The organism is Amycolatopsis sp. NPDC005961, from assembly GCF_040629235.1.
GTDB classification, from domain to species: domain Bacteria; phylum Actinomycetota; class Actinomycetes; order Mycobacteriales; family Pseudonocardiaceae; genus Amycolatopsis; species Amycolatopsis camponoti.
In genome coordinates, this window is sequence record NZ_JBEXVF010000008.1 from 137,107 (window position 1) to 160,472 (window position 23,366).

At 70.8% G+C, this 23,366-nt stretch carries 22 protein-coding genes; 17 read left to right on the plus strand and 5 right to left on the minus strand.

Annotation, left to right across the window (positions count from 1 at the left end; genetic code table 11):
* Positions 1-23 precede the first annotated feature (23 nt).
* The 4 genes from ABZ342_RS10030 (at position 24) to ABZ342_RS10045 (ending at position 5,762) form a co-directional block, all read left to right on the plus strand.
* Entirely contained in the window at positions 24-3,242 is a 3,219-nt protein-coding gene (locus tag ABZ342_RS10030) for a penicillin acylase family protein (RefSeq protein WP_360470923.1), read from the plus strand.
* 91 nt (positions 3,243-3,333) lie between these two features.
* Positions 3,334-4,374: a PLP-dependent transferase gene (locus tag ABZ342_RS10035; protein WP_360470926.1), complete on the plus strand. Its 1,041-nt coding sequence runs from the start codon at positions 3,334-3,336 to the stop codon at positions 4,372-4,374.
* A 60-nt stretch (positions 4,375-4,434) separates the two neighbouring features.
* Complete coding sequence (locus ABZ342_RS10040; protein ID WP_360470928.1) at positions 4,435-5,184, plus strand: hypothetical protein; 750 nt, start codon at positions 4,435-4,437, stop codon at positions 5,182-5,184.
* Positions 5,181-5,762, plus strand: coding sequence for a class F sortase (locus ABZ342_RS10045; RefSeq protein WP_360470931.1), 582 nt, complete (start codon positions 5,181-5,183; stop codon positions 5,760-5,762). Before ABZ342_RS10040 ends, ABZ342_RS10045 begins: the two co-directional genes overlap by 4 nt.
* Here the strand turns inward: ABZ342_RS10045 and ABZ342_RS10050 are convergent.
* Both ABZ342_RS10050 and ABZ342_RS10055 read right to left on the minus strand, forming a co-directional pair.
* Positions 5,748-6,788 (minus strand): patatin-like phospholipase family protein, encoded by a 1,041-nt coding sequence (locus tag ABZ342_RS10050; protein WP_360470933.1) that lies wholly within the window; start codon positions 6,786-6,788, stop codon positions 5,748-5,750. The genes ABZ342_RS10045 and ABZ342_RS10050 overlap by 15 nt on opposite strands.
* Positions 6,789-6,798: 10 nt before the next feature.
* Positions 6,799-7,545, minus strand: coding sequence for a GntR family transcriptional regulator (locus ABZ342_RS10055; protein ID WP_360470936.1), 747 nt, complete (start codon positions 7,543-7,545; stop codon positions 6,799-6,801).
* A 127-nt stretch (positions 7,546-7,672) separates the two neighbouring features.
* Between ABZ342_RS10055 and ABZ342_RS10060 the strand changes: the two genes are divergently transcribed.
* From ABZ342_RS10060 to ABZ342_RS10105, 10 genes are all read left to right on the plus strand, one after another.
* Positions 7,673-9,163, plus strand: a complete 1,491-nt coding sequence (locus ABZ342_RS10060) for an ABC transporter substrate-binding protein (protein WP_360470939.1) — start codon at positions 7,673-7,675, stop codon at positions 9,161-9,163.
* Positions 9,160-10,104 (plus strand): ABC transporter permease, encoded by a 945-nt coding sequence (locus ABZ342_RS10065; protein ID WP_360470941.1) that lies wholly within the window; start codon positions 9,160-9,162, stop codon positions 10,102-10,104. The genes ABZ342_RS10060 and ABZ342_RS10065 overlap by 4 nt, the downstream gene beginning before the upstream one ends.
* A complete protein-coding gene (locus ABZ342_RS10070) occupies positions 10,104-10,910 on the plus strand; it encodes an ABC transporter permease (protein ID WP_360470942.1) in 807 nt (268 codons plus the stop codon). The genes ABZ342_RS10065 and ABZ342_RS10070 overlap by 1 nt, the downstream gene beginning before the upstream one ends.
* The gene (locus tag ABZ342_RS10075) at positions 10,907-11,638 is read left to right on the plus strand and encodes an ABC transporter ATP-binding protein (RefSeq protein WP_360470944.1); all 732 of its coding nucleotides are present in this window, start codon (positions 10,907-10,909) and stop codon (positions 11,636-11,638) included. Before ABZ342_RS10070 ends, ABZ342_RS10075 begins: the two co-directional genes overlap by 4 nt.
* Positions 11,635-12,408, plus strand: coding sequence for an ATP-binding cassette domain-containing protein (locus ABZ342_RS10080; RefSeq protein WP_360470946.1), 774 nt, complete (start codon positions 11,635-11,637; stop codon positions 12,406-12,408). Before ABZ342_RS10075 ends, ABZ342_RS10080 begins: the two co-directional genes overlap by 4 nt.
* Complete coding sequence (locus ABZ342_RS10085; RefSeq protein ID WP_360470949.1) at positions 12,401-13,813, plus strand: aldehyde dehydrogenase family protein; 1,413 nt, start codon at positions 12,401-12,403, stop codon at positions 13,811-13,813. Before ABZ342_RS10080 ends, ABZ342_RS10085 begins: the two co-directional genes overlap by 8 nt.
* Positions 13,810-14,565 (plus strand): SDR family oxidoreductase, encoded by a 756-nt coding sequence (locus ABZ342_RS10090; RefSeq protein ID WP_155548354.1) that lies wholly within the window; start codon positions 13,810-13,812, stop codon positions 14,563-14,565. The genes ABZ342_RS10085 and ABZ342_RS10090 overlap by 4 nt, the downstream gene beginning before the upstream one ends.
* A 9-nt stretch (positions 14,566-14,574) precedes the next feature.
* Positions 14,575-15,960: an amidase gene (locus ABZ342_RS10095; RefSeq protein WP_360470952.1), complete on the plus strand. Its 1,386-nt coding sequence runs from the start codon at positions 14,575-14,577 to the stop codon at positions 15,958-15,960.
* Between the two features lie 62 nt (positions 15,961-16,022).
* Positions 16,023-16,538: a sigma-70 family RNA polymerase sigma factor gene (locus ABZ342_RS10100; protein WP_360470955.1), complete on the plus strand. Its 516-nt coding sequence runs from the start codon at positions 16,023-16,025 to the stop codon at positions 16,536-16,538.
* Positions 16,531-17,376 carry a CU044_5270 family protein gene (locus ABZ342_RS10105; protein ID WP_360470958.1) on the plus strand — a complete coding sequence of 282 codons (846 nt, stop codon included), beginning with the start codon at positions 16,531-16,533 and terminating at the stop codon, positions 17,374-17,376. The genes ABZ342_RS10100 and ABZ342_RS10105 overlap by 8 nt, the downstream gene beginning before the upstream one ends.
* A gap of 18 nt (positions 17,377-17,394) precedes the next feature.
* Here the strand turns inward: ABZ342_RS10105 and ABZ342_RS10110 are convergent, their stop codons facing one another.
* Together ABZ342_RS10110 and ABZ342_RS10115 are read right to left on the minus strand one after the other, a co-directional pair.
* Positions 17,395-18,252: a CoA ester lyase gene (locus ABZ342_RS10110; RefSeq protein ID WP_360470961.1), complete on the minus strand. Its 858-nt coding sequence runs from the start codon at positions 18,250-18,252 to the stop codon at positions 17,395-17,397.
* Positions 18,249-19,319 (minus strand): CoA ester lyase, encoded by a 1,071-nt coding sequence (locus ABZ342_RS10115; RefSeq protein WP_360470964.1) that lies wholly within the window; start codon positions 19,317-19,319, stop codon positions 18,249-18,251. Before ABZ342_RS10115 ends, ABZ342_RS10110 begins: the two co-directional genes overlap by 4 nt.
* 421 nt (positions 19,320-19,740) lie before the next feature.
* Here ABZ342_RS10115 and ABZ342_RS10120 point away from each other — a divergent pair, with 421 nt between their 5' ends.
* Genes ABZ342_RS10120 through ABZ342_RS10130 form a run of 3 tightly spaced genes read left to right on the plus strand, consistent with a single transcriptional unit; the run spans position 19,741 to position 22,022 of the window.
* Positions 19,741-20,394: a hypothetical protein gene (locus ABZ342_RS10120; RefSeq protein WP_155548360.1), complete on the plus strand. Its 654-nt coding sequence runs from the start codon at positions 19,741-19,743 to the stop codon at positions 20,392-20,394.
* A 33-nt stretch (positions 20,395-20,427) separates the two neighbouring features.
* The gene (locus ABZ342_RS10125) at positions 20,428-21,078 is read left to right on the plus strand and encodes an NAD(P)H-binding protein (protein ID WP_360470966.1); all 651 of its coding nucleotides are present in this window, start codon (positions 20,428-20,430) and stop codon (positions 21,076-21,078) included.
* Positions 21,075-22,022, plus strand: a complete 948-nt coding sequence (locus ABZ342_RS10130; RefSeq protein WP_155548362.1) for a ribose-phosphate pyrophosphokinase — start codon at positions 21,075-21,077, stop codon at positions 22,020-22,022. The genes ABZ342_RS10125 and ABZ342_RS10130 overlap by 4 nt, the downstream gene beginning before the upstream one ends.
* Here the strand turns inward: ABZ342_RS10130 and ABZ342_RS10135 are convergent.
* Positions 22,019-23,314: a D-arabinono-1,4-lactone oxidase gene (locus ABZ342_RS10135; protein ID WP_360470969.1), complete on the minus strand. Its 1,296-nt coding sequence runs from the start codon at positions 23,312-23,314 to the stop codon at positions 22,019-22,021. The genes ABZ342_RS10130 and ABZ342_RS10135 overlap by 4 nt on opposite strands.
* Positions 23,315-23,366 lie beyond the last annotated feature (52 nt).

A 23,366-nucleotide genomic window follows, 5' to 3' on the forward strand; every position in this document is an offset into this window, starting at 1 on the left:
TCTCCTTGACCGAGGGAGCCCTGATGCGACGCGGCATCCGCACCTTGACCTTGACGGCTTTGGCGGGCTTGGTCGCCGGGCTCACCCAGGTCGCTGTCACCGCTCCGGCCGCCGAAGCGGCCGCCGCGCCCAACGACTACTGCGGCGGGCAGTGCAGCGACATCCTGCCGCCCGGCGAAAACGGCAGCGCCACCCTCGCGGAGATCCTGGCGCACAAGGTGCTCGGCACCCGGCCGGCGCACGCGGCCGACCAGCTCGGCAAGTACTCCTCGCTGGCCGGCGGCTACCAGACGCTGACCACCGGGGCGATCAACCAGTACTTCAACGACTCGTCGTTCGGCGTCGCCGCCGACCAGGTCGCCAGCACGATCCAGCCGCGCTCCGACGTGACGATCGTGCGCGACAAGGCCCTCGGCGTCCCGCACATCACCGGCACCACGCGGGCCGGGACCGAGTTCGGCGCCGGCTACGCGGCCGGGCAGGACCGGCTGTGGCTGATGGACGTCCTGCGCCACGCCGCCCGCGGCCAGGTGACGTCGTTCGCCGGCGGCGCCCAGGCCAACCGCGAGCTGGAGCAGAGCTTCTTCGCGAACGCGCCCTACACCGAAGCCGAACTGCAGAAGCAGATCGACAACGTCGCCGCGAGCGGCCCGCGTGGCGCACAGGGCCTCGCCGACGCGCAGGCGTACGTCGACGGGATCAACAAGTACATCACCGACTCCCACAACGGCCGCTACTTCCCGGGCGAGTACGTCCTCACCGGGCACGTCGACGCGATCACCAACGCCGGCACCATCGACCCGTTCAAGCTGACCGACCTGGTCGCGCTCGCCTCGCTGGTCGGGGCCGAGTTCGGCGCCGGCGGCGGTGGCGAGGTGCAGAACGCCGTCGCGAAGCTGGCGCTGCAGGAGCAGTACGGCGCCGTGCAGGGCGAGAAGGTCTGGCAGAGCCTGCGGTCCGAGGACGACCCCGAGGCCGTCAAGACGCTGCACGACGGGCAGACGTTCCCGTACGGCAAGACCCCGGCCAACCCGGTCGGGCAGGCCCTGCCGGACAAGGGGTCGGTGACCCCGCAGCAGCTGGTGTTCGACCAGACCGGCTCGGCGTCGACCGCGACGCCGTCCACTGTGGACGTCCCGGCCCCGGCCGCGCAGGAGCCCGCCCGCGGCATGTTCGAAAACGGCGTGCTGCCGGGCGACATGCTGACCGACAAGCACGGCATGTCGAACGCGCTGGTCGTGTCCGGCTCGAAGACCGCCAGCGGCCACCCGGTCGCCGTATTCGGCCCGCAGACCGGGTACTTCGCCCCGCAGCTGCTCCTGCTGCAGGAGCTGCAGGGCCCGGGCATCAGCGCCCGCGGCGCGGCCTTCGCCGGGCTGAGCATGTACGTGCTGCTGGGCCGCGGCCAGGACTACTCGTGGAGCGCGACGACGTCGGCGCAGGACATCATCGACACCTACGCGCTCACCCTGTGCGACCCGAGCGGCAAGGCGCCGACGAAGGACTCGAACTACTACACCTACCAGGGCCAGTGCGTGCCGATGGACACCGTGGAGGTCAAGGACTCCTGGAGCCCGACGGTCGCCGACGGCACCGCGGCCGGCTCGTACACCCTGCGGGCCTACCGCACGAAGTACGGCCCGGTGGCCAGCCGGGCGACGGTCGGCGGCAAGCCCGTGGCGTACGCGCAGCTGCGGTCCTCGCTCTTCCACGAGGCCGACTCGCTGATCGGCTTCCAGGAGCTGAACGACCCGGGCTTCGTCAAGTCCGCGGCGGACTTCCAGAAGGCCGCGGCCGACATCAACTTCACGTTCAACTGGTTCTACGCCGACTCGAAGGACATCGCGTACTTCAACTCCGGCGCGAACCCGGCCCGGCAGTCCAATGTGGACCCGAACATGCCGGTGTGGGGTGACCAGGGGCACGACTGGACCGGCTGGAACCCGAACGGCAACGTCGCGAACTACACCCCGGCGTCGCAGCACCCGCAGTCGGTCAACCAGGACTACTACGTCAGCTGGAACAACGCGCAGGCCAACGGCTACGCGGCGGCGGGCGCGGACAAGTCCGCCGTGCACCGCGTCGACCTGCTCGACTCGCGCGTCAAGAAGCTGATCTCCAGCGGCACCAAGGTCACCCGGGTCAACCTGACCCAGGCGATGGAGGACGCCGCGCTGTCCGACCTGCGTGCCGAGCGCGTCCTGCCGCTGCTGCTGCAGGTGCTCGACAAGACGCCGACCACCGGTGCGGCGGCCGACGCCGAAGCGAAGCTCAAGACGTGGCTCACGCACGGTCAGCAGCGCAAGGAGACTTCGGCGGGCAGCAAGGCCTACACCGACGCCGACGCGATCCGGATCTTCGACGCGTGGTGGCCGCTGCTGGTCCAGGCGGAGTTCAAGCCGAGCATGGGCGACAACGCCTACAACGCGATGACGGGCGTGCTGGGCATCAACGAAAGCCCGTCCGGCTTCCAGAACGGCAACGGCCAGCACACCGGCCAGCCGCACAAGGGCTCGTCGTTCCAGTTCGGCTGGTGGGGTTACGTCAGCAAGGACATCCGGCAGGTGCTCGGCCAGCCGGTGGCCGGCCCGCTGGCCAGCACGTTCTGCGGCGGCGGCAACGTCACCACGTGCCGCCAGGCGCTCGTCGACTCGCTGACCACCGCCGCGGGCCAGGCCGCGAACACCGTCTACCCCGGTGACGCGAACTGCTCTGCGGGCGACCAGTGGTGTGCCGACACGATCGTGCACAACCCGCTGGGCGGCATCACGCAGGACAAGATCAGCTGGCAGAACCGCCCGACGTTCCAGCAGGTCGTCGAGTACACCGCGCACCGCGGCGACAACATCGCGAACCTCGCACCGGGCAAGACGGTCAGCGCCACCAGCGCCGAGACCGGCTTCTACCCGTCCCCGGCGGCGAACGCGATCGACGGGAACGCCTCGACCCGCTGGGCCAGCGACTGGAGCGACGACCAGGCGATCACCGTCGACCTCGGTTCGGTGCAGCAGGTCTCTCGGGTCGGGCTCAGCTGGGAATCCGCCTACGGCAAGAGCTACAAGATCCAGACCTCACCGGATGCGGTGAACTGGACGGACGCGGCGGTCGTCACGGACGGGGACGGCGGGCAGGACAACTTGTCCTTCGCGCCGGCCCAGGCCAGGTTCGTGAAGCTGCAAGGCGTCCAACGCGGGACGAAGTACGGGTACTCGCTCTACGAGTTCGAGGTCTTCGCCCACTGAAGGAGCCAGGCCGGCTCGCCCCCGGACGCGGGGGCGGGCCGGCCGTCTTCGTCACAGTGACCGGGGCATGACCTGCGGATACCGTGATCGCATGGACGACTGGACGCCCCGCACCAAGGCCATCGCCGCCGGCCGGCCGCACGGCCCCGGCGAGCCGCTGAACACCCCGCTCGTCGCCACCAGCACCTACCGGGCCGGGGGCGATGCCGTCTACGCGCGCGGCGACGGGACGCCGACCTGGCACGCGCTCGAAGAAGCCGTCGGGGCGCTCGAAGGCGGCCACGCGACGGCGTTCGCGTCCGGCGTCGCGACGCTGTCCGCCGTGCTGGACCTGCTGCCGGTCGGGTCGCGGGTGGTGGTGCCGACGTTCAGCTACGCCGTGACGCGCGGGGTGCTCGCGCACGCGCAGAAGCTCGGCAAGCTCGCCGTCACCGAGCTCGAGCCGACCGACACCGCGGCGTGGGTCGCCGAGGCCGCGACGTCCGACCTGGTCTGGCTCGAGTCGCCGACCAACCCGACGCTCGACGTGATGGACATCGAGACCATCGCCGCCGCCGCGCGCGGCCGGGTCGTCGTCGACAACACCTTCGCGACGCCGTTGCAGCAGCGGCCGCTCGAGCTGGGCGCCGATGTCGTCGTGCACAGCGCGACCAAGCTGATCGGCGGGCACAGCGACCTGCTGCTGGGCATCACCGTCGCCAAGGATCCCGAGGTCGCTGCCGAGCTGAAGGGCGCGCGGACCCGCGTCGGCTCGACGCCGGGCGCGCTCGAAGCCTGGCTCGCGCTGCGCGGCCTGCGGACCATGCCGGTCCGGCTGGCCGAGCAGTCCCGCACCGCCGCGCTGCTGGCGTCGCGCCTCGACGAGCACCCCGCGGTGACGCGGGTGCGCTACCCGGGCTTCGGGATGATGGTCGCCTTCGAGCTGGACGGCGCCGAGGCCGCCGACCGCTTCTGCGCGTCGACCCGGCTGATCGTCCCGGCGACGAGCCTCGGCGGCGTCGAAAGCCTGGTCGAACGGCGGGCGTGGCTCCCGGGCGAGGAGCGCGTGCCGGCCGGGTTGATCCGGTTCAGCGTCGGCCTGGAAGACCCTGACGACCTGTGGCGGGACCTGAACAGCGCGTTAGCGGAGTAACGCGGGTCGACAAATCGTCGATAGTCGCGGCATCGCAGGTCACCGCTGTTGGGAGTCATCGTGGGTAGAACGCTGAGCCGCGTCGCCGGGGTCGTTTTCGCGGGTGCGCTGGTCACCTTCGCCGCCACGCCGGCCGCACTGGCGCAGGAGACGGACACCACCGCGCCGTCGACGACGGAGACGACGACCGCCACCTCCGAGACGACGGCTCCGTCCACAACGGAGACCACCACTGCATCGTCCACCCCGGTCACGACCACCGGGACGACCGCGTCGGACCCGACGACCGAGGTCACGAAGACCACCACCCCGGAGACGACGACCTCGACGTCGACGCCGCCGGAGGACAACTTCCCGGACAACACCGGGCACGGCTTCGTCGGCGTCGGCGGCGAAGGCGTGCTGGTCATCAACTGCGCGGCCGGCCACGTCGGCAACGTGTCGACCCAGTACCTGAGCGTCACCGGCGGCCCGGACCAGGACGAGTCCGACGGCCGAATCTGGAACTACACCGTGCGCGTCACCGAACTGCCGGCCGGCACGACCACCGGCAAGTTCAGCTGGACCTGCGACGGCGTCGAGGGCGAAGGAATCGTCGACTTCGAGCAGCCGGAGGTGCCGCCGACCAGCACCAGCGGCACGCCGACCAGCACCACGGTCCCGTCGAGCACCGCGCCGGTCACCACGGCGACCTCCACCACGACCGCGACGACGACCACCACCGCGGCCGGCAACGCCGCTCCGAAGGCCCAGGTCAAGGTCGCGCCCAAGGGCGGGGTCGAGACGGGCTTCGGCGGAACAGCCAGGTGACGCTCCGCCGGGCGGGCGCGGCCGTCGCGCTCGTCCTGACGCTGGCCGCGTGCAGCACCCCGGCGCCTCCCCGTGCGGCGCCAGCTCCCGTTCCCGCCTCGGTGCCGGTGACCGCGCCGTTCAAGGGACTCCGGCCGACCTCGGTGAAGATCCCCAAGATCGGCGCCGAGTCCAGCCTGCTCGCCGTCGCGGTCAAGACCGACGGCTCGATCTCCGTCCCGTCGGTGCACCAGCCGATGCAGGCCGCCTGGTACAAGCTGTCGCCGGTGCCCGGGGACGTCGGCCCGGCGATCGTGCTCGGGCACGTCGACGGCGACAAGAAGCCCGGCATCTTCTACAAGCTCAAGGACCTCGTGCCCGGCGACGAGGTCGACATCGACCGCAGCGACGGCAAGAAGCTGAAGTTCGTCGTCGACCGCGTCACGCAGGTTCCGAAGGACACGTTCCCGAAGGAAGCCGTCTACGGCAACAGCGACAAGCCCGAGCTGCGCCTGATCACCTGCGGTGGCGCGTTCGACCACGCCGAGCACAGTTACCAGGACAACATCGTCGTCTACGCGAACCTAGCCAACGCCTGAGCCGGGGTACGGGAACTCCGGCATCGACGTCGAGTCCGGGCACACCCAGCGCCGCATGCCGGCGTCGCAGACCGCATAGCCCCAGTTGATCAGGTTGTCCTGCGTCCGCTCGGACATCCTGGTCAGCCGCGTCTTCGTCTCGGCCAGCTCGCGGGTCCGTCCGATGGGCGCCGGCAGCGCGTCCGGCAGCTCGAAGTGCGTGATGTCGCTGTAGGTCGCCCAGTACGTGCCGGCGAACTGCTTGTCCTCGTAGGACTTCAGCAGCGAGCCGGTGCGCAGCTCGCGGACCTGGTTGTCCATCACGGTCAGCACGCGGAACAGCTGCATCGGCCAGTTGTGCTTCGGCCGCTCCTCGTGCTTCATCTTCTTGCCGGCGTCGCTGACGAGGACGGTCGCGCGCTGGTTCTCGATCGGGTCGAGGCCGAGGTTGTCGTACACGCCGGCGTCGCTGAGCACGATCTTGCGGTCCGGCCGGTGCGGATCCGGGATCACGACCGGCGAAAGCAGCGGCGGGAAGGCCGACGACGCGGCCACCGCCGTCGCCAGCGGGACCTGGCCGTGCGGGCCGGGCTGCCGGAAGAACCACCACAGCGAGCCGTCCTGCAGGCTGGTCGCGGTGAACACGAAGTTCGGCCCGGCCGGGTCGAGGTCCGCGAGGCGGCAGTCGCCGAAGAGGTGCTTCGCGTAGCGGCGGGCCAGTTCTTCGCCGGCACTGCGCCACGGCATCACCATGGCCTTCAGCGTCACCGGGACGTCGAGGTTGGTGCGCGCCAGTTTCCGCAGTGGCTGCACGACTTCCTTGCCGAAGTTCTCCGCGATGCCGTCGTCGCCGAAGTACAGCTTGTGCCACGCGTGCGCGAGCACCCCGGCCGCGATCGAACCGCCGGACACGCTGGAGACGGTGGTCAGCTTGGGCAGCCAGCCGAGTTCGTTGAGCCGCCAGAGCGCGCCGGCGTGGAAGAGCATCGCGCGATAACCGCCGCCGGACAGCGCGAGCCCGACCCCGTCTCGTTTCGTACCGGCCATTCCGCGCAGTCTAGGACCGCAGCAACGGCGCGAGCAGCGGCCGTTGTGCGGCAGGCACGTGTTCGGCGTAGTTGTCGTACAACGCCTGTTTGGCCAGGTGGGCCGCACCGGCGCCGTCGGCCGCGCGGATCGCGCCGAGCACCTCGGCGTGGTGGGCGAGCCAGGCACGCATCAGCGACGTCCGGTTGCTGGCGTGCTCCAGCTTGTCCTCGATCAGCTCCAGCACGACTCCGCGAACGACTTCTTCGCTGACCACCAGCAGGGGATTGCGCGAGATCCGCGCGATGACTTCGTGGAACGCGACGTCGGCGCGGCTGAACTCGGCATAGCCGTGCGAGACGCCTTCGCGCATCGCTTGCAGCGCCGTGTCGAGGCCGGCCAGGTCGTCGTCGGTGCGCAGCTCGGCGGCGAGCAGGTGGGCCGAGCCGTCGAGGATCATCCGGAACTGCAGCAGCTCGGCGAGCCCGACGTGCTCGGCGCGCGCGAGCCGGTGCATCGAGCGGTGCAACGCGGCGGGGGACGCGGCCAGCACCTCGGGCCCGCGCGGGTCGCCGGGGCGCGACCGGATCATTTCGGCGGCCTGCAGAACGCGCAGGGCTTCCCGGACCGTCGAGCGGCCGACGCCGAACTGGATCATCAGCTCGCGCTCGCTCGGCAGGCGTTCCCCCGGCTTGAGCGCGCCGCTGACCACGGCCTGCTCGATCTGCTCGACGACCCGCTCGTACGCGCGGACCGGAGCCACCGGTTCGAACCGCATCCCTTGACCTCGACGTCCGTCGCGTGCAGGCTACTGGTCAGACCAGTGTACTAACTTTTTCGGGGGTCCGGGTGGCGGAGCCCCCGGCCCGGGGCGAAGTCCCGGTTGTTACAGCCCTGGAGGCCGAATGAAAGCCCGACTTCACGTGTTGGCAGCGGTGCTGCTGCTCGTGGTGTCCGGTTGCTCGGCCGGCTCTTCGGCGAGTGTTTCCGCTGGTCCGGACACGCTTTCGGTGGGCTTCACGGCGGAGCCGGCGAACTTCGACTTCACCAAGACCGACGGTGCCGCGATCCCGCAGGCGTTGCTCTACAACGTCTACGAAGGCCTGGTGAAGCTCGACGCGCAGGGCAAGGTCGTGCCGCTGCTCGCGAAGTCGTGGACGATCAGCCCGGACCGGAAGACCTACGACTTCCTGCTGCGGCCGGGCGTGAAGTTCAGCAACGGCGCGCCGTTCACCGCCGAGGACGTCAAGTTCTCGCTGCTGCGCGTGAAGACCGCCTGGACGATCTCGATCAAGTCCACGATGGACGTCGTCGACCACGTCGACGTCGTCGCGCCGGACCACGCGCGGGTCGTGCTGTCGAAGCCGTCCAACGGCTGGCTGTTCAGCCTCACCAGCCGGCTCGGCGCGATGTTCAGCCCGACGGGTGTGGCGGACCTGGCGAACAAGCCGGTCGGGACCGGGCCGTACGTCGTGGCCGCTCGCAAGCGCGGCGACTCCGTGGTGCTGAAGGCGAATCCCGCGTACTGGGGCCGGGAACCGGCGTATCGGACAGTTGTGCTGAAGTACATCAAGGACCCGACCGCGCTCAACAACGCGCTTTACAGCAACGGCATCGACGTCATCTCGGCGATCACCGCGCCGGACTCGATCCCGCAGTTCCAGGCGGACGACCGGTTCCAGGTCGTCCAGGGCACGTCGAACAGCGAGGTCACGCTCGCGATGAACAACGCGCGGGCGCCGCTGAACGACGTCCGCGTGCGCCAGGCGCTGACGTACGCGATCGACCGGAAGGCGTTGCTGGACACGGCGTGGGCGGGCCGCGGGACGTTGATCGGCAGCATGGTCCCGCCGACCGATCCCTGGTACGAGGACCTTTCCGGGGTCTATCCGTTCGATCCGGCGAAGGCGGAGGCGCTGCTGACCGAGGCGGGCGCGACGAACCTGAACCTGCGGCTGCGGATCCCGAACCTGCCGTACGCGGTGTCGGCCGCGCAGGTCGTCCAGTCGCAGCTGGCCGACGTCGGCGTGCGGACGTCGATCGAGCCGCTCGACTTCCCGGCGGTGTGGCTGAAGCAGGTGTTCACCGATCACGACTACGACCTGTCGATCATCCAGCACGTCGAGGCCCGTGACATCACGACGTTCGGGAAGCCGAAGTACTACTGGGGTTACGACAGCAAGCGCGTCCAGCAGCTGCTCGCCGAGGCCGACAGCGGGACGCCGGAGCAGCAGGTCGCGGACATGAAGCAGGTGGCGCGGCAGCTCAACACCGACGCCGCCGCGGACTGGCTGTTCCTCTTCCCCAACGTCATCGTCGCGAAGGCCAAGGTCGGCGGGTTCGTCCAGAACCAGGTCAGCGAGTCCTTCGACCTCACCGGACTGGCACCGCGATGACGGCCAGGGTGCTGCGCCGGGTGGCGATCTTCGTGGTCAGCTTGCTGGTCGCGTCGATCATCGTGTTCCTGTTCATGGCCGTCCTGCCGGGCGATCCGGCGCAGGTCGCGCTCGGCGTCAACGCGACGCCGGAGCTGCTGGCCAAGACCCGCGCCGAGTTCGGCATCGACCGCCCGCTGGTCACGCAGTACTTCGACTGGATCGGTGGGGTGCTGCACGGCGACTTCGGCCGTTCGTACGTCACCCGGGACGCCATCGGCCCGCAGCTGCTCGACCGTCTCGGCGTCACGCTCTGGCTGGTCGGCGCGGGGATGCTGGTGGCGCTGGTGATCGCGATCCCGGCGGGCACGTTCGCCGCGGTGAAGCACCGGAAAGCGGCCGGCGCGGGCGTTTCCGGGCTGTCGCAGATCGGCGTCGCGATCCCCGCGTTCCTCGCCGGGATCATCCTCGTGCAGATCTTCGCCGTGCAGCTGCGCTGGCTGCCGTCGGGCGGGTGGACGCCGCCGGACCAGGACTTCGGCGAGTTCTTCCGCGGGCTGATCCTCCCGGCGTTGTCGCTGGGCCTGGTGCAGGGCGCGGTGCTCACGCGGTACGTGCGGTCGGCGGTGCTGGACACGCTGGGCCAGGACTACCTGCGCACCGCGCGGTCGAAGGGGCTCCGGCCCGGGCAGGCGCTGGTGCGTCACGGCTTGCGGAACGCGTCGGTGCCCGTGGTGACCGTGCTCGGTCTCCAGCTGGCGACGCTGCTGATCGGAGCGGTCGTCGTCGAGCGCGTGTTCGTGCTGCCCGGTCTGGGCTCGATGCTGCTGGACGCCGTCTCGTCGCGTGACTTGCTGACCGTGCAGGGGATCGTGCTCGTGCTGGTCGTCGGCGTGCTGCTGGTCAACTTCGTCGTCGACGTCCTCTACACCGTGCTCGACCCGCGATTGCGAGGTTCGTGATGCGCAATCTGGTCATCGGCGGGGTGCTCGTCGGCCTGGTGGTGCTGGCCGCGGTGCTGTCGTTCTTCTGGACGCCGTTCGACCCGGTGAAGGTCGACGCGGCGCACCGGCTGCTGGGCTTCGGCGGCTCGAACCTCTTCGGCACGGACAAGTTCGGGCGGGACCTGCTCAGCCAGATCATGGTCGGCGCGCGGACCACGCTGTACGTCGGTGTGGTCGCCGTCGGAATCGCGGCGGTCATCGGTACGCCGCTGGGGATCCTCGCGGGAATGTCCCCGCGGTGGCTCGCCGAGTTCGTCATGCGCGTCAACGATCTCGTGCTGGCGTTCCCGGCGCTGCTGCTGGCGATCATGTTCGGCGCGGTGTTCGGGGCGGACACGCTGACCGCGATGGTCGCGATCGGCATCGCGACCATCCCGTCGTTCGCGCGGATCGCCCGGTCCGGCACGCTGCAGGTGATGAGCACCGAGTTCGTGCTCGCCGCGCGCGCCGGCGGCCGGTCGCGGCTGACCATCGCCGCGCGGCACGTGCTGCCGAACATCTCGGGACTGCTGATCGTGCAGGCGTCGGTGTCGTTCGCGATCGCCGTGCTCGCCGAAGCGGCGTTGTCGTTCCTCGGCTTCGGCACGCGGCCGCCGACGCCGTCGTGGGGCCGGATGCTGCAGGAGTCCCAAGAACTTCTGACGATCCAGCCGCGGCTGGCGCTGGTGCCGGGCATCGCGATCGCGGTGGCCGTGCTCGGCTTCAACCTCCTCGGCGACGGCCTGCGCGACCGCCTGGACCCCCGATTGGCGGCGAAGGTATGACGTTCTCGGTGTCGGGTCTCACCGTTTCTTCGCTCGTTCGCGACGTCTCCTTCGAGATCGGCGCCGGTGAGCGCGTCGGCCTGATCGGGGAGTCCGGGTCGGGGAAGTCGTTGACGGCGTTGTCGATCATGGGCTTGCTGCCCGAGGAGCTGCGCCCGTCGGGCTCGATCCGGCTCGGCGGCCGCGAGTTGCTCGGAATGTCCGAAAAGGACCTGTCCCGGCTGCGCGGCGACGAGCTGGCCATGGTGTTCCAGGAGCCGATGACGGCGTTGAACCCGGCCATGCGCGTCGGCCGCCAGGTCACCGAGCCCGGCCGGATCCATGGCCGCCGCCACCGCGCCGAAGACCTGCTCGCCTCGGTGGGCCTGGCCGGCACGGCCCGCGCGTACCCGCACCAGCTGTCCGGCGGCCAGCGGCAGCGGGTCGTCCTCGCGATGGCGCTGGCCAACGAGCCGTCGCTGCTGATCTGCGACGAGCCGACGACCGCCCTCGACGTCACCGTGCAGGCCCAGATCCTGTCGCTCATCAAGACGTCGTTGCCCGCCGAGAGCGCGTTGCTGTTCATCACGCACGACCTCGCGGTGGTCGCGTCGGTGTGCGAGCGCGTGCTCGTGATGCTGGACGGCGAGATCGTCGAAGCGGGCTCGACGCGCGAAGTACTGACATCGCCGAAGCACGAGTACACGCGCAAGCTCCTGGACGCCTCGGACCTGGAGGCCCGGCGATGACGATCATCGAAGTCCGCGACCTCGAACGCCGCTACGTCCGGCGGGACGTCCACGCGCTGCGCGGCGTCAGCTTCGACGTCGAGGCGGGGCAGCGGTTCGGCATCGTCGGCGAGTCCGGCTCGGGCAAGTCGACGCTGGTCCGGCTGCTGGCCGCGCTCGACAAGCCGACCGCCGGCACGGTGTCCTTCCAAGGTCGCCGGATCGACAACCTGCCGGAACGCCGCCTGGGCTTCCTGCGGTCGGAGCTGCAGATCGTCTTCCAGGATCCGATGGGTTCGCTCGACCCGCGGATGCGCGTGCGGGACATCATCTCCGAGCCACTGGGACACCGGGAGCCGGATCGGGTGGCCGAGCTGCTCGCGGCGGTCGGTCTGCCCGCCGACGCCGCCCAGCGATACCCGCACCAGTTCTCCGGCGGTCAGCGGCAGCGGATCTCGATCGCCCGCGCGCTGGCGCCGAACCCGAGCGTGCTGATCGCCGACGAGCCGGTCAGCGCGCTCGACGTCTCCGTGCGGGGCCAGATCCTCGACCTGCTCGCGTCGCTGGTGGAGCAGTTCGCGCTGACGCTGATCTTCGTGTCGCACGACCTCGGCGTCGTCCGGCACGTGTGCGACCGGGTCGCGGTGATGCGCCGCGGCGAGATCGTCGAGCTGGGTGACGTGGCGCAGGTCTACGACGCGCCGCAGCACGAGTACACCCGGGAACTGCTGGCCGCCGCGCCGAACCTGCGCGCGGAACTGGCCCGGCTGAGCGGAGGTGACGATGACTGAGTACCCGGACGGCCTGCCGGTCGGCGCGGGCTGGATGTCCACTGTGGACGTCGGAGAAATCGTTTTCCCCTACGACGGGAGCGTCGTCGGCACCGCACCCGTCGGGACGCCGGAGCTGGCTCGACGCGCGGTCGACGAGGCTGTCGCCGTCGCGCGCGAAGTGGCTTCGCTGCCTTCGCGGACTCGTCGCACGCTGCTCAACGACGTCGCTGCGGCTTTGGCTGAGCGCCGTGCGGAGTTCGAGAACCTGCTCGTCCTCGAGACCGGCAAGCCGCTGGTCGACTGCCGCGTCGAGGTCGCGCGCACGATCGTCACGTGGGAAGCCGCCGCCGAGGAGGTCTCCCGGCTGCACGGCGAGACCGTGCCGCTGGACCTCCTGCCTTCCGGCGACGGCCTGGTCGGGTTCTGGAAGCGCAAGCCGATCGGGGTCGTCGTCGGCATCGCGGGCTTCAACTACCCGCTGCTGCTGGCGTCGCACAAGATCGCGCCCGCCATCGCCGCGGGCTGCCCGGTGATCGTCAAGCCGGCGCCGCAGACCCCGCTGGCCACGCTCTGGCTGGTGCACCTGGTCCGGCAGCTCGCGCCGCTTCCGGCGATGGTCCAGCTGGTCACCGGGGACGCGTCCGTCGGCGCGGCGCTGACGACCGACCGCCGGATCGGCGCGGTGTCCTTCACCGGCTCGGCCGCGGTCGGCCACCGCATCGCGCGGGACGCCGCCCCGACGAAGACGCTGCTGGAACTGGGTTCGAACGCGGCTTTGGTCGTCGCGGACGATGCCGACCTGGACGCCGCGGCCGACGCCGTGCTGCGCGGCGGGTTCTACGCGTCCGGCCAGGCGTGCATTTCGGTGCAGCGGGTGCTGGTCGTCGCGTCGGTCGCTTCGGCGTTCACCGAACGGCTGCTGGCCCGCCTCGACGAGGTCGTCGTCGGCGATCCTCGCGACGAGAAGACCCGGGTGTCCGCGCTGATCGACCCCGCGTCCACCGACCGCGTCGCCGCGTGGATCGAGAAGTCCGGCGCTCGCCAGGTCGGCGGTGGCGTCGACGGCACCGTGCTGCGGCCGACCGTCCTGCTCGACGTCCCGGACGGTGTCGAGGCCTGGGACGAGGAGATCTTCGGCCCGGTCGTCTGCGTGCGCACGGTGTCCGATGTGGACGAAGCGTTCGCCGCGGTGAACGCCTCCCGCTACGGCCTCCACGCCAGCGTCTACAGCAAGTCCCTGAACACGGCGTTCCGGGCTTTGGACGAGCTGGAGGTCGGCGGCGTCATCGTCAACGAGGTGCCCGGCTTCCGCTCGGACACCATGCCGTACGGCGGCGTGAAGGACTCCGGCATCGGCCGGGAGGGGCCGCGGTTCGCCGTCGAGGAGCTGACCGTGACGAGGATGGCGGTGCTGCGCCCGTGAGCTACGAAAACCTGTTCCGCCTGGACGGCCGGCGGGCCGTCGTGCTGGGCGCCGGCGGCATCGGCCGCGAAGCCGCGCGAGCCCTGGCCGCGCACGGCGCCGACGTCGTGTGCGCGGACCGGGACGTCGAGGCCGCGCGCGAGGCCGGCGTCGGCGAGGCGTACGAGATCGACCTCCTGGCGCCCGGCGCGATCGACCGCGCGGCGACGGACCTCGGCCCGCAGGACATCGTCGTGCTGACCGCCGCGACCAACGTCCGCAAACGTTTGCTGGACTACACGCGGGAGGAGTTCGACCGCGTCATCGCGCTGAACCTGGGCGTCAGCTTCGAGGTCGTCCGCGTCTTCGGCGCCGACATGGTCGCGCGGGGGCGGGGGAGCATCATCGGCTTCTCGTCGATCCGCGGGACGACCGTCGAGCCCGGTCAGGGCCCCTACGCGGCGACGAAAGCCGGGCTCGTCCAGCTGTTCCGGACGGCCGCGGCGGAGTTCGGCCCGGCCGGGGTGCGGGTCAACGCGATCGCCCCCGGCGTCGTCGAGACCCCGCTGACCGCGCAGATCAAGGCGAACCCCGAGTGGTACGACGCGTACGCGACGAAGGGCGCGTTGGGGCGCTGGGCGCGTCCGGACGAGTTGGCCGGCGCCGTCGTGTACCTCGCTTCGGACGCTTCGTCGTTCGTGACCGGCTCCGTGCTCGCGGTCGACGGCGGCTGGACCGCCGTCGACGGCCGCTTCGAACCGCCCGCCTCCTGAGGAGCGTCCATGCCCGAGTTGCCCGACCTGACCGCCGTCGAGCTCGTCGCGCAGTACCGCGCGAAGACGCTCTCGCCAGTAGAGGTGACCGAAGCCGTCATCGCGCGCATCGAGGCGCGAGAGCCTGAGTTGCACGCGTTGTACGCGTACGACCCTTCGGGCGCTCTCGAAGACGCGAAGGCGTCCGAAGCGCGCTGGGCGTCCGACGAGCCGCTGGGCCCGATCGACGGCGTCCCGCTGACGCTCAAGGAGAACATCGCGACCCGCGGCACGCCGGTACCGCTGGGCACGGCGGCCACCGCGCTGGTCCCGGCCGCCGAGGACGCGCCGGCGGCCGCACGCGTCCGCGAGTCCGGCGGTGTCCTGCTGGCCAAGACGACCATGCCGGACTACGGGATGCTGACGTCCGGCTTGTCGAGCTTCCACGAGACGGCGCGGAACCCGTGGCGGACGTCGGCGTCGCCGGGCGGGTCGAGCGCGGGTGCGGGCGCGGCGGGCGCCGCGGGCTACGGACCGCTGCACGTCGGCACCGACATCGGCGGCTCGATCCGGCTGCCCGCGGGCTGGTGCGGCCTGGTCGGGCTGAAGCCGAGCTTCGGCCGCGTGCCGGTCGACCCGCCGTTCCTCGGGCGCGTCGCCGGCCCGATGACCCGCACGGTCGCCGACACGGCGTTGCTGATGAGCGTGCTGTCCGCGCCCGACGCGCGCGACCACCTCAGCCTGCCGCCGCACGACTTCGACTGGTCCTCGCTGGACTCCTCGGTGGCGGGCCTGCGCGTCGGCCTGCACCTCGACCCCGGCGTCGGCCTCCCCGTCGACCCGGCGACCCGCGACGCCGTCACCGCGGCGGCCCGGGCGTTCGAAGCCGCGGGTGCGCTCGTCGAGCCGGTCGGGCCGTTCCTCACGCGCGAGATGCTCAGCGGCCTCGACGTCTTCTGGCGCACGCGCGCCTGGTCGGACATGGCGGCGCTGCCGCCGGAGCGGCGCGCGAAGGTCCTGCCGTACATCGCCGACTGGGCCGCGGGCGGCGCGGAGCTGTCCGGGGTGGACGTCTACCGCGGCTTCGCCCAGATCGACGCGATCAGCGTGGCCGCCCTGCGCGCGACGTCGGCGTACGACATCGTCCTGTCGCCGACGTGCCCGGTCGCGGCGCCGCCCGCGGAGTGGGCGTCCCCGACGAACGACCCGGCGAGACCGTTCGAGCACATCGCGTTCACGGTGCCGTACAACATGTCCGGCCAGCCGTCGGTGTCGGTGAACTGCGGGTACACCGACGACGGCCGTCCGATCGGCCTCCAGCTGACCGGCCGACGCTTCGACGACCTGGGCGTCCTGCGCGCGGCTGCCGCGTACGAAGGCCTTCGCGAGCCGCAGCGCCCCTGGCCGATCGGATAGGGAAGAAGTTCCGGTCCTGCGGCGAAGTGGTGGTGAAGCTGCCGCCGAAGGGGAGGAACCGCATGACAGAGGCAACCCCGGTGACCGGCGTCGAGCCGTTCACCGAGGTGCACGACCGGTACTTCCCGGCCGTCTACCGGTACGTGGCGGGACGGCTCGGCGCCCAGACCGCGGAGGACGTCGCCGCCGAGACGTTCCTCGTCGCCTACGACCGGCGGAAGACGTTCGACGCCGGCCGCGGCGAGGTGCGGGCGTGGCTGTTCGGCATCGCGACGAACCTCGTGTCGCGCCACCGCCGCAAGGAAGCCCGCCACTACCGCGCGCTCGCGCGGATCGAGGTGCCCCGGCCCGTCGAGGGGCACGAAAACCGCGTCGTCATGAGCGGGCAGCTGGGAAAAGCGTTGTCCCGGCTGACGTCGGGCGAACGTGACGTCCTGCTGCTCGTGGCCCTCGCCGACCTCGGTTACGCGGAAGTCGCCGAGGCCCTCGGCATCTCCCCGGGCACGGTCGGCTCCCGGCTGACGCGCGCCCGCAAGAAGCTCGCCCCCGTTCTCTCCCCGGAGGCCACCGATGAATGACCTCGAAACCCTGCGCACGACCCTCCTGCCGGACGAACCCACTCAGGACGTCGTCGACCGCAGCCGCCACCGGCTGCAGAACCACCTGCTCGGCGGCCGCCGCAAGCGCGTGCGTCCGCTGGCGATCGGCGCCGGTCTCGTCGCCGCGGCGGCGGCGGTCGCGGTCGTCGTGGCGACCCTGCCCGGCACCCCGCCTCCCCAGGCGCCGCCTCCCCAGGCGGTGGCACCGGTCTACCTGGGGCCGCAGGTCCTGCTGGCGGCGGCCACGGTCGCCGAGCGAACCCAGGTCGGCACCGGCAAGTACTGGCACACGACCACGAAGGTGGGCAAGCAGACGTGGGAGTACTGGACCACCACCGACGGGCAGGAGTGGTACCGCGATGAGAACCACAACGGCAAACTCAGGCTCCTGCCCCGCGCCCGGCCCATCCGGATCAACGGCGACGACGACGTCACCCTCAGCACGATCTTGACGCTGCCCCCGGACCCGGCGGCCCTGCGGAACTGGCTCGTGGACGGGCTCACGCGGAACCACTACCCGGCGGGCCAGCTGGACATGGCGGTGCTCCAGTCCCTGATCGACCTGGTCTCCGTCGTGCCGTCGCCCCCGGCGGTCCGGGCGGCGGCCTTCCGCGCGATCGCCGCGTACCCGGGCGTGCGCCCGCTGGACGACCGGAGCGTGCGGCTGCCGGGTGGCGGCCGTCTCGTCGTCGACCCGAAGACCGGCCAGGTGGACGGGTCGTCGGTGTTCATCGGCCCGGACGGCAAACCGGTCACGAACGGGAACGGCGACACCTTCGCGGTCAGTGGCGAATGGACGGACGACCTGCCGAAGTGACCCGTCGGGCCGGGGCCGTCAGCTCTTGACGGCCTCGGCCAGCGCCAGCACCCGCCGGGCGTTGTCGACGTGCAGGTTTTCGATCATCCGGCCGTCCACAGTGACCACGCCACGGCCTTCCTTCTGCGCCGCTTCGAAGGCCTCGATGATCCGGCGCGACCGGTCGACCTCCTCTTCGGACGGCGCGAAGATCCGGTTGCACGGCTCGACCTGGCCGGGGTGGATGAGCGTCTTGCCGTCGAAGCCGTACTGGCGGCCCTGCTGGCACTCCGCCTCGAACCCTTCGAGGTCCTTCACGTCGTTGTAGACGCCGTCGAGGATCACCTTGCCGGTCGCGCGTGCGGCGAGCAGGCACAGCGAAAGCCCGCCGAGCAGCGGCCCGCGGCCCGGGACGAACTCGGCGTGCAGCTCCTTGGCCAGGTCGTTCGTGCCCATCACCAGCACGGTCAGCCGCTCCGACGCCGCCGCGATCTCCTCCGCGTGCAGCATCGCGACCGGCGTCTCGACCATCGCCCAGATCTTCGTGTGCGCCGGCGCTCCGCCGAGCTCCAGCGCCCGCTCGATGTTGTGCACCTCGGCCGCCGAGTTCACCTTCGGCACGACCACCGCGGCGGGTCCGGCCGACGCGGCCGCGCGCAGGTCGGCGTCGTGCCACTCGGTGTCGAGCCCGTTGACGCGGATCGTCACCTCGCGCGAACCGTAGTTGCCCACCGCGGCGCACACGCGTTCGCGCGCGGCTTCCTTCGCGTCCGGCGCGACGGCGTCCTCGAGGTCGAGGATCAGCGCGTCGGCGGGGATCGTCTTGGCCTTCTCCAGCGCGCGTTCGTTCGCGCCGGGCATGTAGAGAACAGAGCGTCTCGGCTTCAGCTCGGTCATCCGAGGGCCTCCTTGGTGGCGGCGTCGTAGGCCGCCGCGAGTTCGGGGTCGTCCGCCGCGAGGGCGTCGGCCAGTTCGGCGACCACGCGGCACTGCTTCACCGACGCGTCGTCCTGCATCTTCCCGTCGATCATCACGGCGCCGGTGCCGTCGCCCATTTCCGCGATGACGCGCCGCGCCCAGGCCACATCGGACGGTGCGGGCGAGAACACCTTCTTCGCGATGTCGATCTGCACCGGGTGCAGGCTCCACGCGCCGACGCAGCCGAGCAGGAACGCGTTGCGGAACTGGTCCTCGCACGCGACGACGTCGCGGATGTCCCCGAACGGCCCGTAGTACGGCAGGATCCCGTGCATCGCGCAGGCGTCCACCATCCGCGCGACCGTGTAGTGCCAGAGGTCCTGCTGGTAGGTCGTCCGGCCTTCGGTCAGGTCGTCGCCGGTCGGGTCGGTGCGCACCAGGTAGCCGGGGTGGCCGCCGCCGACGCGCGTCGTCTTCATCCGCCGGCTCGCGGCCAGGTCGGCCGGGCCGAGCGAGATGCCCTGCATGCGCGGGCTCGCGCCGGCGATCTCCTCGACGTTGGCCACCCCGCTCGCCGTCTCGAGGATCGCGTGCACCAGCAACGGCTTCGTCAGGCCGGCGCGTGCTTCGAGCTGGGCCAGCAGCCGGTCGACGTAGTGGATGTCCTGCGCGCCCTCGACCTTCGGCACCATGATCACGTCGAGCTTGTCGCCGATCTCGGTGACGAGCGTCACCAGGTCGTCGAGCACCCACGGCGAATCCAGGCTGTTGACGCGGGTCCACAGCTGCGTCTTGCCGAAGTCGTTGGCCTTGGCGATGGCGACGAGCCCGGCGCGCGCGGCCTCCTTGCGGTCGGCGCGCACGGCGTCCTCGAGGTTCCCGAGCAGGACGTCGACCTTCTTCGCGATGTCCGGCACCTTCGCCGCCATCTTCTCGTTGCCCGGGTCGAAGAAGTGGATCATCCGGGACGGCGTCACCGGGATCTCCCGCACGGGGGCGGGCGCGCCCAGGGCGAGCGGGGCGAAGAAGTCCTTCGGGGAGCGCATCGGTCCTCCACAGCGACGACTAAGTAACTGGCGGGTAACTTTAGTCGCGGGCGCGCGACAGCGCTGCGGTGCAAGTCACCGCCGTGTGGGTGACACCGGACAACCGCAGCTCAGGCGCCTGCGTCCACTGTGGATTTTCCCGGGTTTGCGCCGAACGGGCTAGTCGGGTGTCCAAGGCGAATCCTGCCGCCGGTAGTCGGGCGCGGGCGGACGGTAGTGCCACTCACCTCGCGATCACTCGGTTGGCCGCACCGTTCGACCGAAGTCGGATGACCGCCTACCGACCGGTCATCGACCGCTGGGCGCCGCCGATCGCAGCCACTCGCACTACCCGGCGACGCCGCGCCGCCACGCTGTTAGACAGATTGAGTGCCGGTTTTCACCGGTCACGAAGCGGTGCAGGTTAGAAGGAGGCGGACTCGTGGCGGCTACACCTCAGAACACCGAGCGCTCGACGGTCGCCGGTGGCGCGAAGCGCAGCCGGTCGATGCCGAGCCGGGTGGTGCCGCCGATCGAGCTCCCCTCGAGCGTCGACGAACTCGCCCGCGCCGCCGCCGCCCAGCTGGGCTGGAACGGCATCGTCCTCCCCGAGACCACGATCCTCGGCCGCAAGGTCTGCGTGGTCGCCAAGCTTCGCACCGACGTGCACGCCGAACGCATCGCGATGGGTGCCGGCCCGGTGGCCGACCGTGCCACCGTCGACACCTGGACCTGGCCGGAGCTGGCCGGAACCGCCCCCGCCCCGGCCGCCGAGATCGTCGGCGTCCTGGCCGTCGCGCGCCACTGGCGCACCGCGATGGCCTCCGCGGTTCCGTTCGCCCGCTACGGCGAGGCCGCGATGGTGCTCCCGTCGCCGGCCGTCCTCACCGAGGACTACGTCGGCAACTGCCTGCCGCGGGCTCGCGCGTACGGCCTCGGGATCGTCACCGCCGACCCGAACTCGGTCGTCGACCTCGACCTCGAGGGCCGCACCGAGCGCGTCGTGCTGGCCGAGGACCCGGTCTCCCGCCTGGTGAACGAGCTCGTCTACGACCACCTGCTGCGCACCGCCGAAGCCCCCGCTTCGCTCGACTGACGGTCGCGCCCGATCCGCACTAGGGTCGGACTCATGCGAGTCGTCATAGCTGGTGGACACGGTCAGATCGCGTTGCGTCTCGAGCGGCTGCTCGCCGCGCGCGGTGACGAAGGGGTCGGGATCATCCGGAATCCCGCCCACACGGCGGACCTCGAAGCCGCCGGCGCCCAGGCCGTCGTGCTCGACCTGGAGAAATCCGATGTGGACACCGTCGCCGAGGTGCTGAAGGGTGCCGACGCCGCGGTGTTCGCCGCGGGCGCCGGCCCGGGCAGCGGGCCCGCGCGCAAGGCCACTGTGGACCACGGCGCCGCGGCCCTGTTCGCCGACGCGGCCGTGCAGGCCGGCGTGCGGCGGCACATCCAGATCGGCTCCATGGGCGCCGACAACCCGGAGAACCCCGACGTCACCGAGGATTTCCGGGTCTACCTGCGCGCCAAGCGCGCGGCCGAGGACGACCTGAAGGCCCGCGACCTCGACTGGACCATCCTCCGGCCGGGCGCGCTGACCAACGACCCCGGCACCGGCCTGGTCCTGCTGGCCGACAAGACCGGCCGCGGCTCGGTCCCGCGTGACGACGTCGCCGCAGTGATCGTCGCGTTGCTCGACGCTCCCGCGAGCGTGCGACGCACCTTGGAGCTGATTTCGGGCGAAACCACGATCGACGAGGCGATTTCCGCACTGTGAACGAGGAATCCAGAGAGATCGCCGTCTTCAGCGGCAGCGCGCACCCCGAGCTGGCCGAAGAGATCTGCGAGCACCTCGGAGTCCCGCTGCGGCCCGTCGAGATCGAGCGGTTCGCGAACGACTGCCTCGGCGTCCAGCTGCAGGCGAACTGCCGCGAGCGGGACGTCTTCATCATCCAGCCGCTGGTGCGCCCGGTGCAGGAGCACCTCGTCGAGCTGCTGCTGATGCTCGACGCGGCGCGCGGCGCGTCGGCGTCGCGGATCACCGCCGTGATGCCGCACTACTCGTACGCGCGCTCGGACAAGAAGGACGCGCCGCGGATCTCGATCGGCGGCAGGCTGGTCGCCGACCTGCTGGTGGCGGCCGGCGCGAACCGCGTACTCGCGATGACCCTGCATTCGCCGCAGGTCCACGGCTTCTTCAGCGTCCCGGTCGACCACCTGCACGCGCTGCAGGAGCTGGCCAAGCACTTCCGCCAGTACGACCTCTCCCGCACCACTGTCGTCTCGCCCGACCTGGGCAACGCGAAGGAGGCGTCGCACTTCGCGCGGCTCCTCGGCGTCCAGGTCGCGGCCGGGGCGAAGGAGCGCTTCCCGGACGACCGCGTCCAGATCACATCGGTGATCGGCGAGATCACCGGCCGCGACGTGATCGTCCTCGACGACGAGATCGCCAAGGGCAGCACGGTCCTCGAACTGCTCGACCGGCTCGCCGAGCTGAAGCCGCGCTCGATCCGCGTCGCCTGCACCCACGGTCTCTTCGCGTCGAAGGCCATCGAGCGCATCGGCGACCGGCCGGAGGTGCTGGAGATCGTCTGCACCAACACGGTCCCGGTGCCCGAAGAGGAGCGCACCGAGAAGCTGAAGATCCTCTCGATCGCGCCGGCCATGGCCGAGGCGATCCGCCGGATCCACAACGGCGAATCGGTGTCGGCGCTCTTCTAGGCCGGCCCGAGCACCCGGTCCAGATAGGTGTTCGTGAAGACGCCGTTCGGGTCGGTTTCCTTGCGCACGCGCAGGAAGTCGTCGAAGTGCGGGTAGCGCGAGCGGAGGACGCCCGCGTCGAGGTCGTGCATCTTGCCCCAGTGCGGGCGGCCGCCGACCGCGCCGGCGATCTTCTCGAACGCGCTGAAGTACTCGCGGTACGGCATGCCGGTGAACTGGTGGATGGCGATGTAGGCGGAGTCGCGGCCCTGCGCCGTCGACAGCCAGATGTCGTCGGCGGCGGCGACCCGGACCTCGACCGGGAACATCACCGGATTCTTCAGCGTCGGCACTACCGCCCGTAGCTCGGCGAGCACGTCGAGCACTGATTCACGTGGAACAGCGTATTCCGTTTCGGTGAAACGGACGTTGCGCGCGGTGACAAAAACGCGGTGGGAGAGATCGCTGTACTCGCGCGCCGAGAGCATGTTCGACGCGAAGCTGTTCAGCGAACGCACGAGCCGCGGCATCAGCCGGCCCGTCCGGCAGAGGCCGCCGAACGCGACGTTCTCCATGATCTGGTAGTCGACGAACTCGCGGACCTTGCTCAGCGGCTCCGCCGTCTCGCAGCGGTTGTTGCGCTTGACCAGCGCGTTCTTGCCGTAGGGGAACCAGTAGAACTCGAAGTGCTCGTTCTGGTCGGCGAAGTCGTGGAAGCCCTCGAGGACCTGCTCCAACGGCTCGGGCCGTTCCTGCGCGCGCAGGACGAACGACGGCTCGCAGTTCAGCGTCACCGTCGTGATCACGCCGAGGGCGCCGAGGCCGACGCGGGCGGCGGCGAAGAGGTCGGGTTTTTCTTCCGCCGAACAGGTGACGACCGAGCCGTCCGCGAGGACGAGTTCGAGCGCGGCGATCTGGGTGGCGATGCCGCCGAGGCGCGCGCCGGTGCCGTGGGTGCCGGTGGAGATCGCGCCGGCGATCGTCTGCGCGTCGATGTCGCCGAGGTTGGTCATGGCCAGCCCGAGCACGTCGAGGTCGGCGTTGAGCTGCTTGATCGTGGTGCCCGAGCGGACGGTGACCTGCCGCGTTTCGAGGTCGACGCGCTCGATGCCGGTCCAGTGGCGCAGGTCGAGGGCGTCGGAGTCGGCGACGGCGATGGCGGTGAACGAGTGTCCGCTGCCCCAGGGGCGCACGGTCCGGCCGGCCGCGGCGATGCTCGCGACGGTCGCCGCGATCTCCGCCGCACTGCGCGGCTGGTGAACGTGCTGCGGCGAGGCGGACGCCGTGCCCGCCCAGTTGGTCCACCGGGTCATGCGCGCACCCTCCATCGTTCGAGTGCCCGAAACAGTATGTGAACAGTATTCG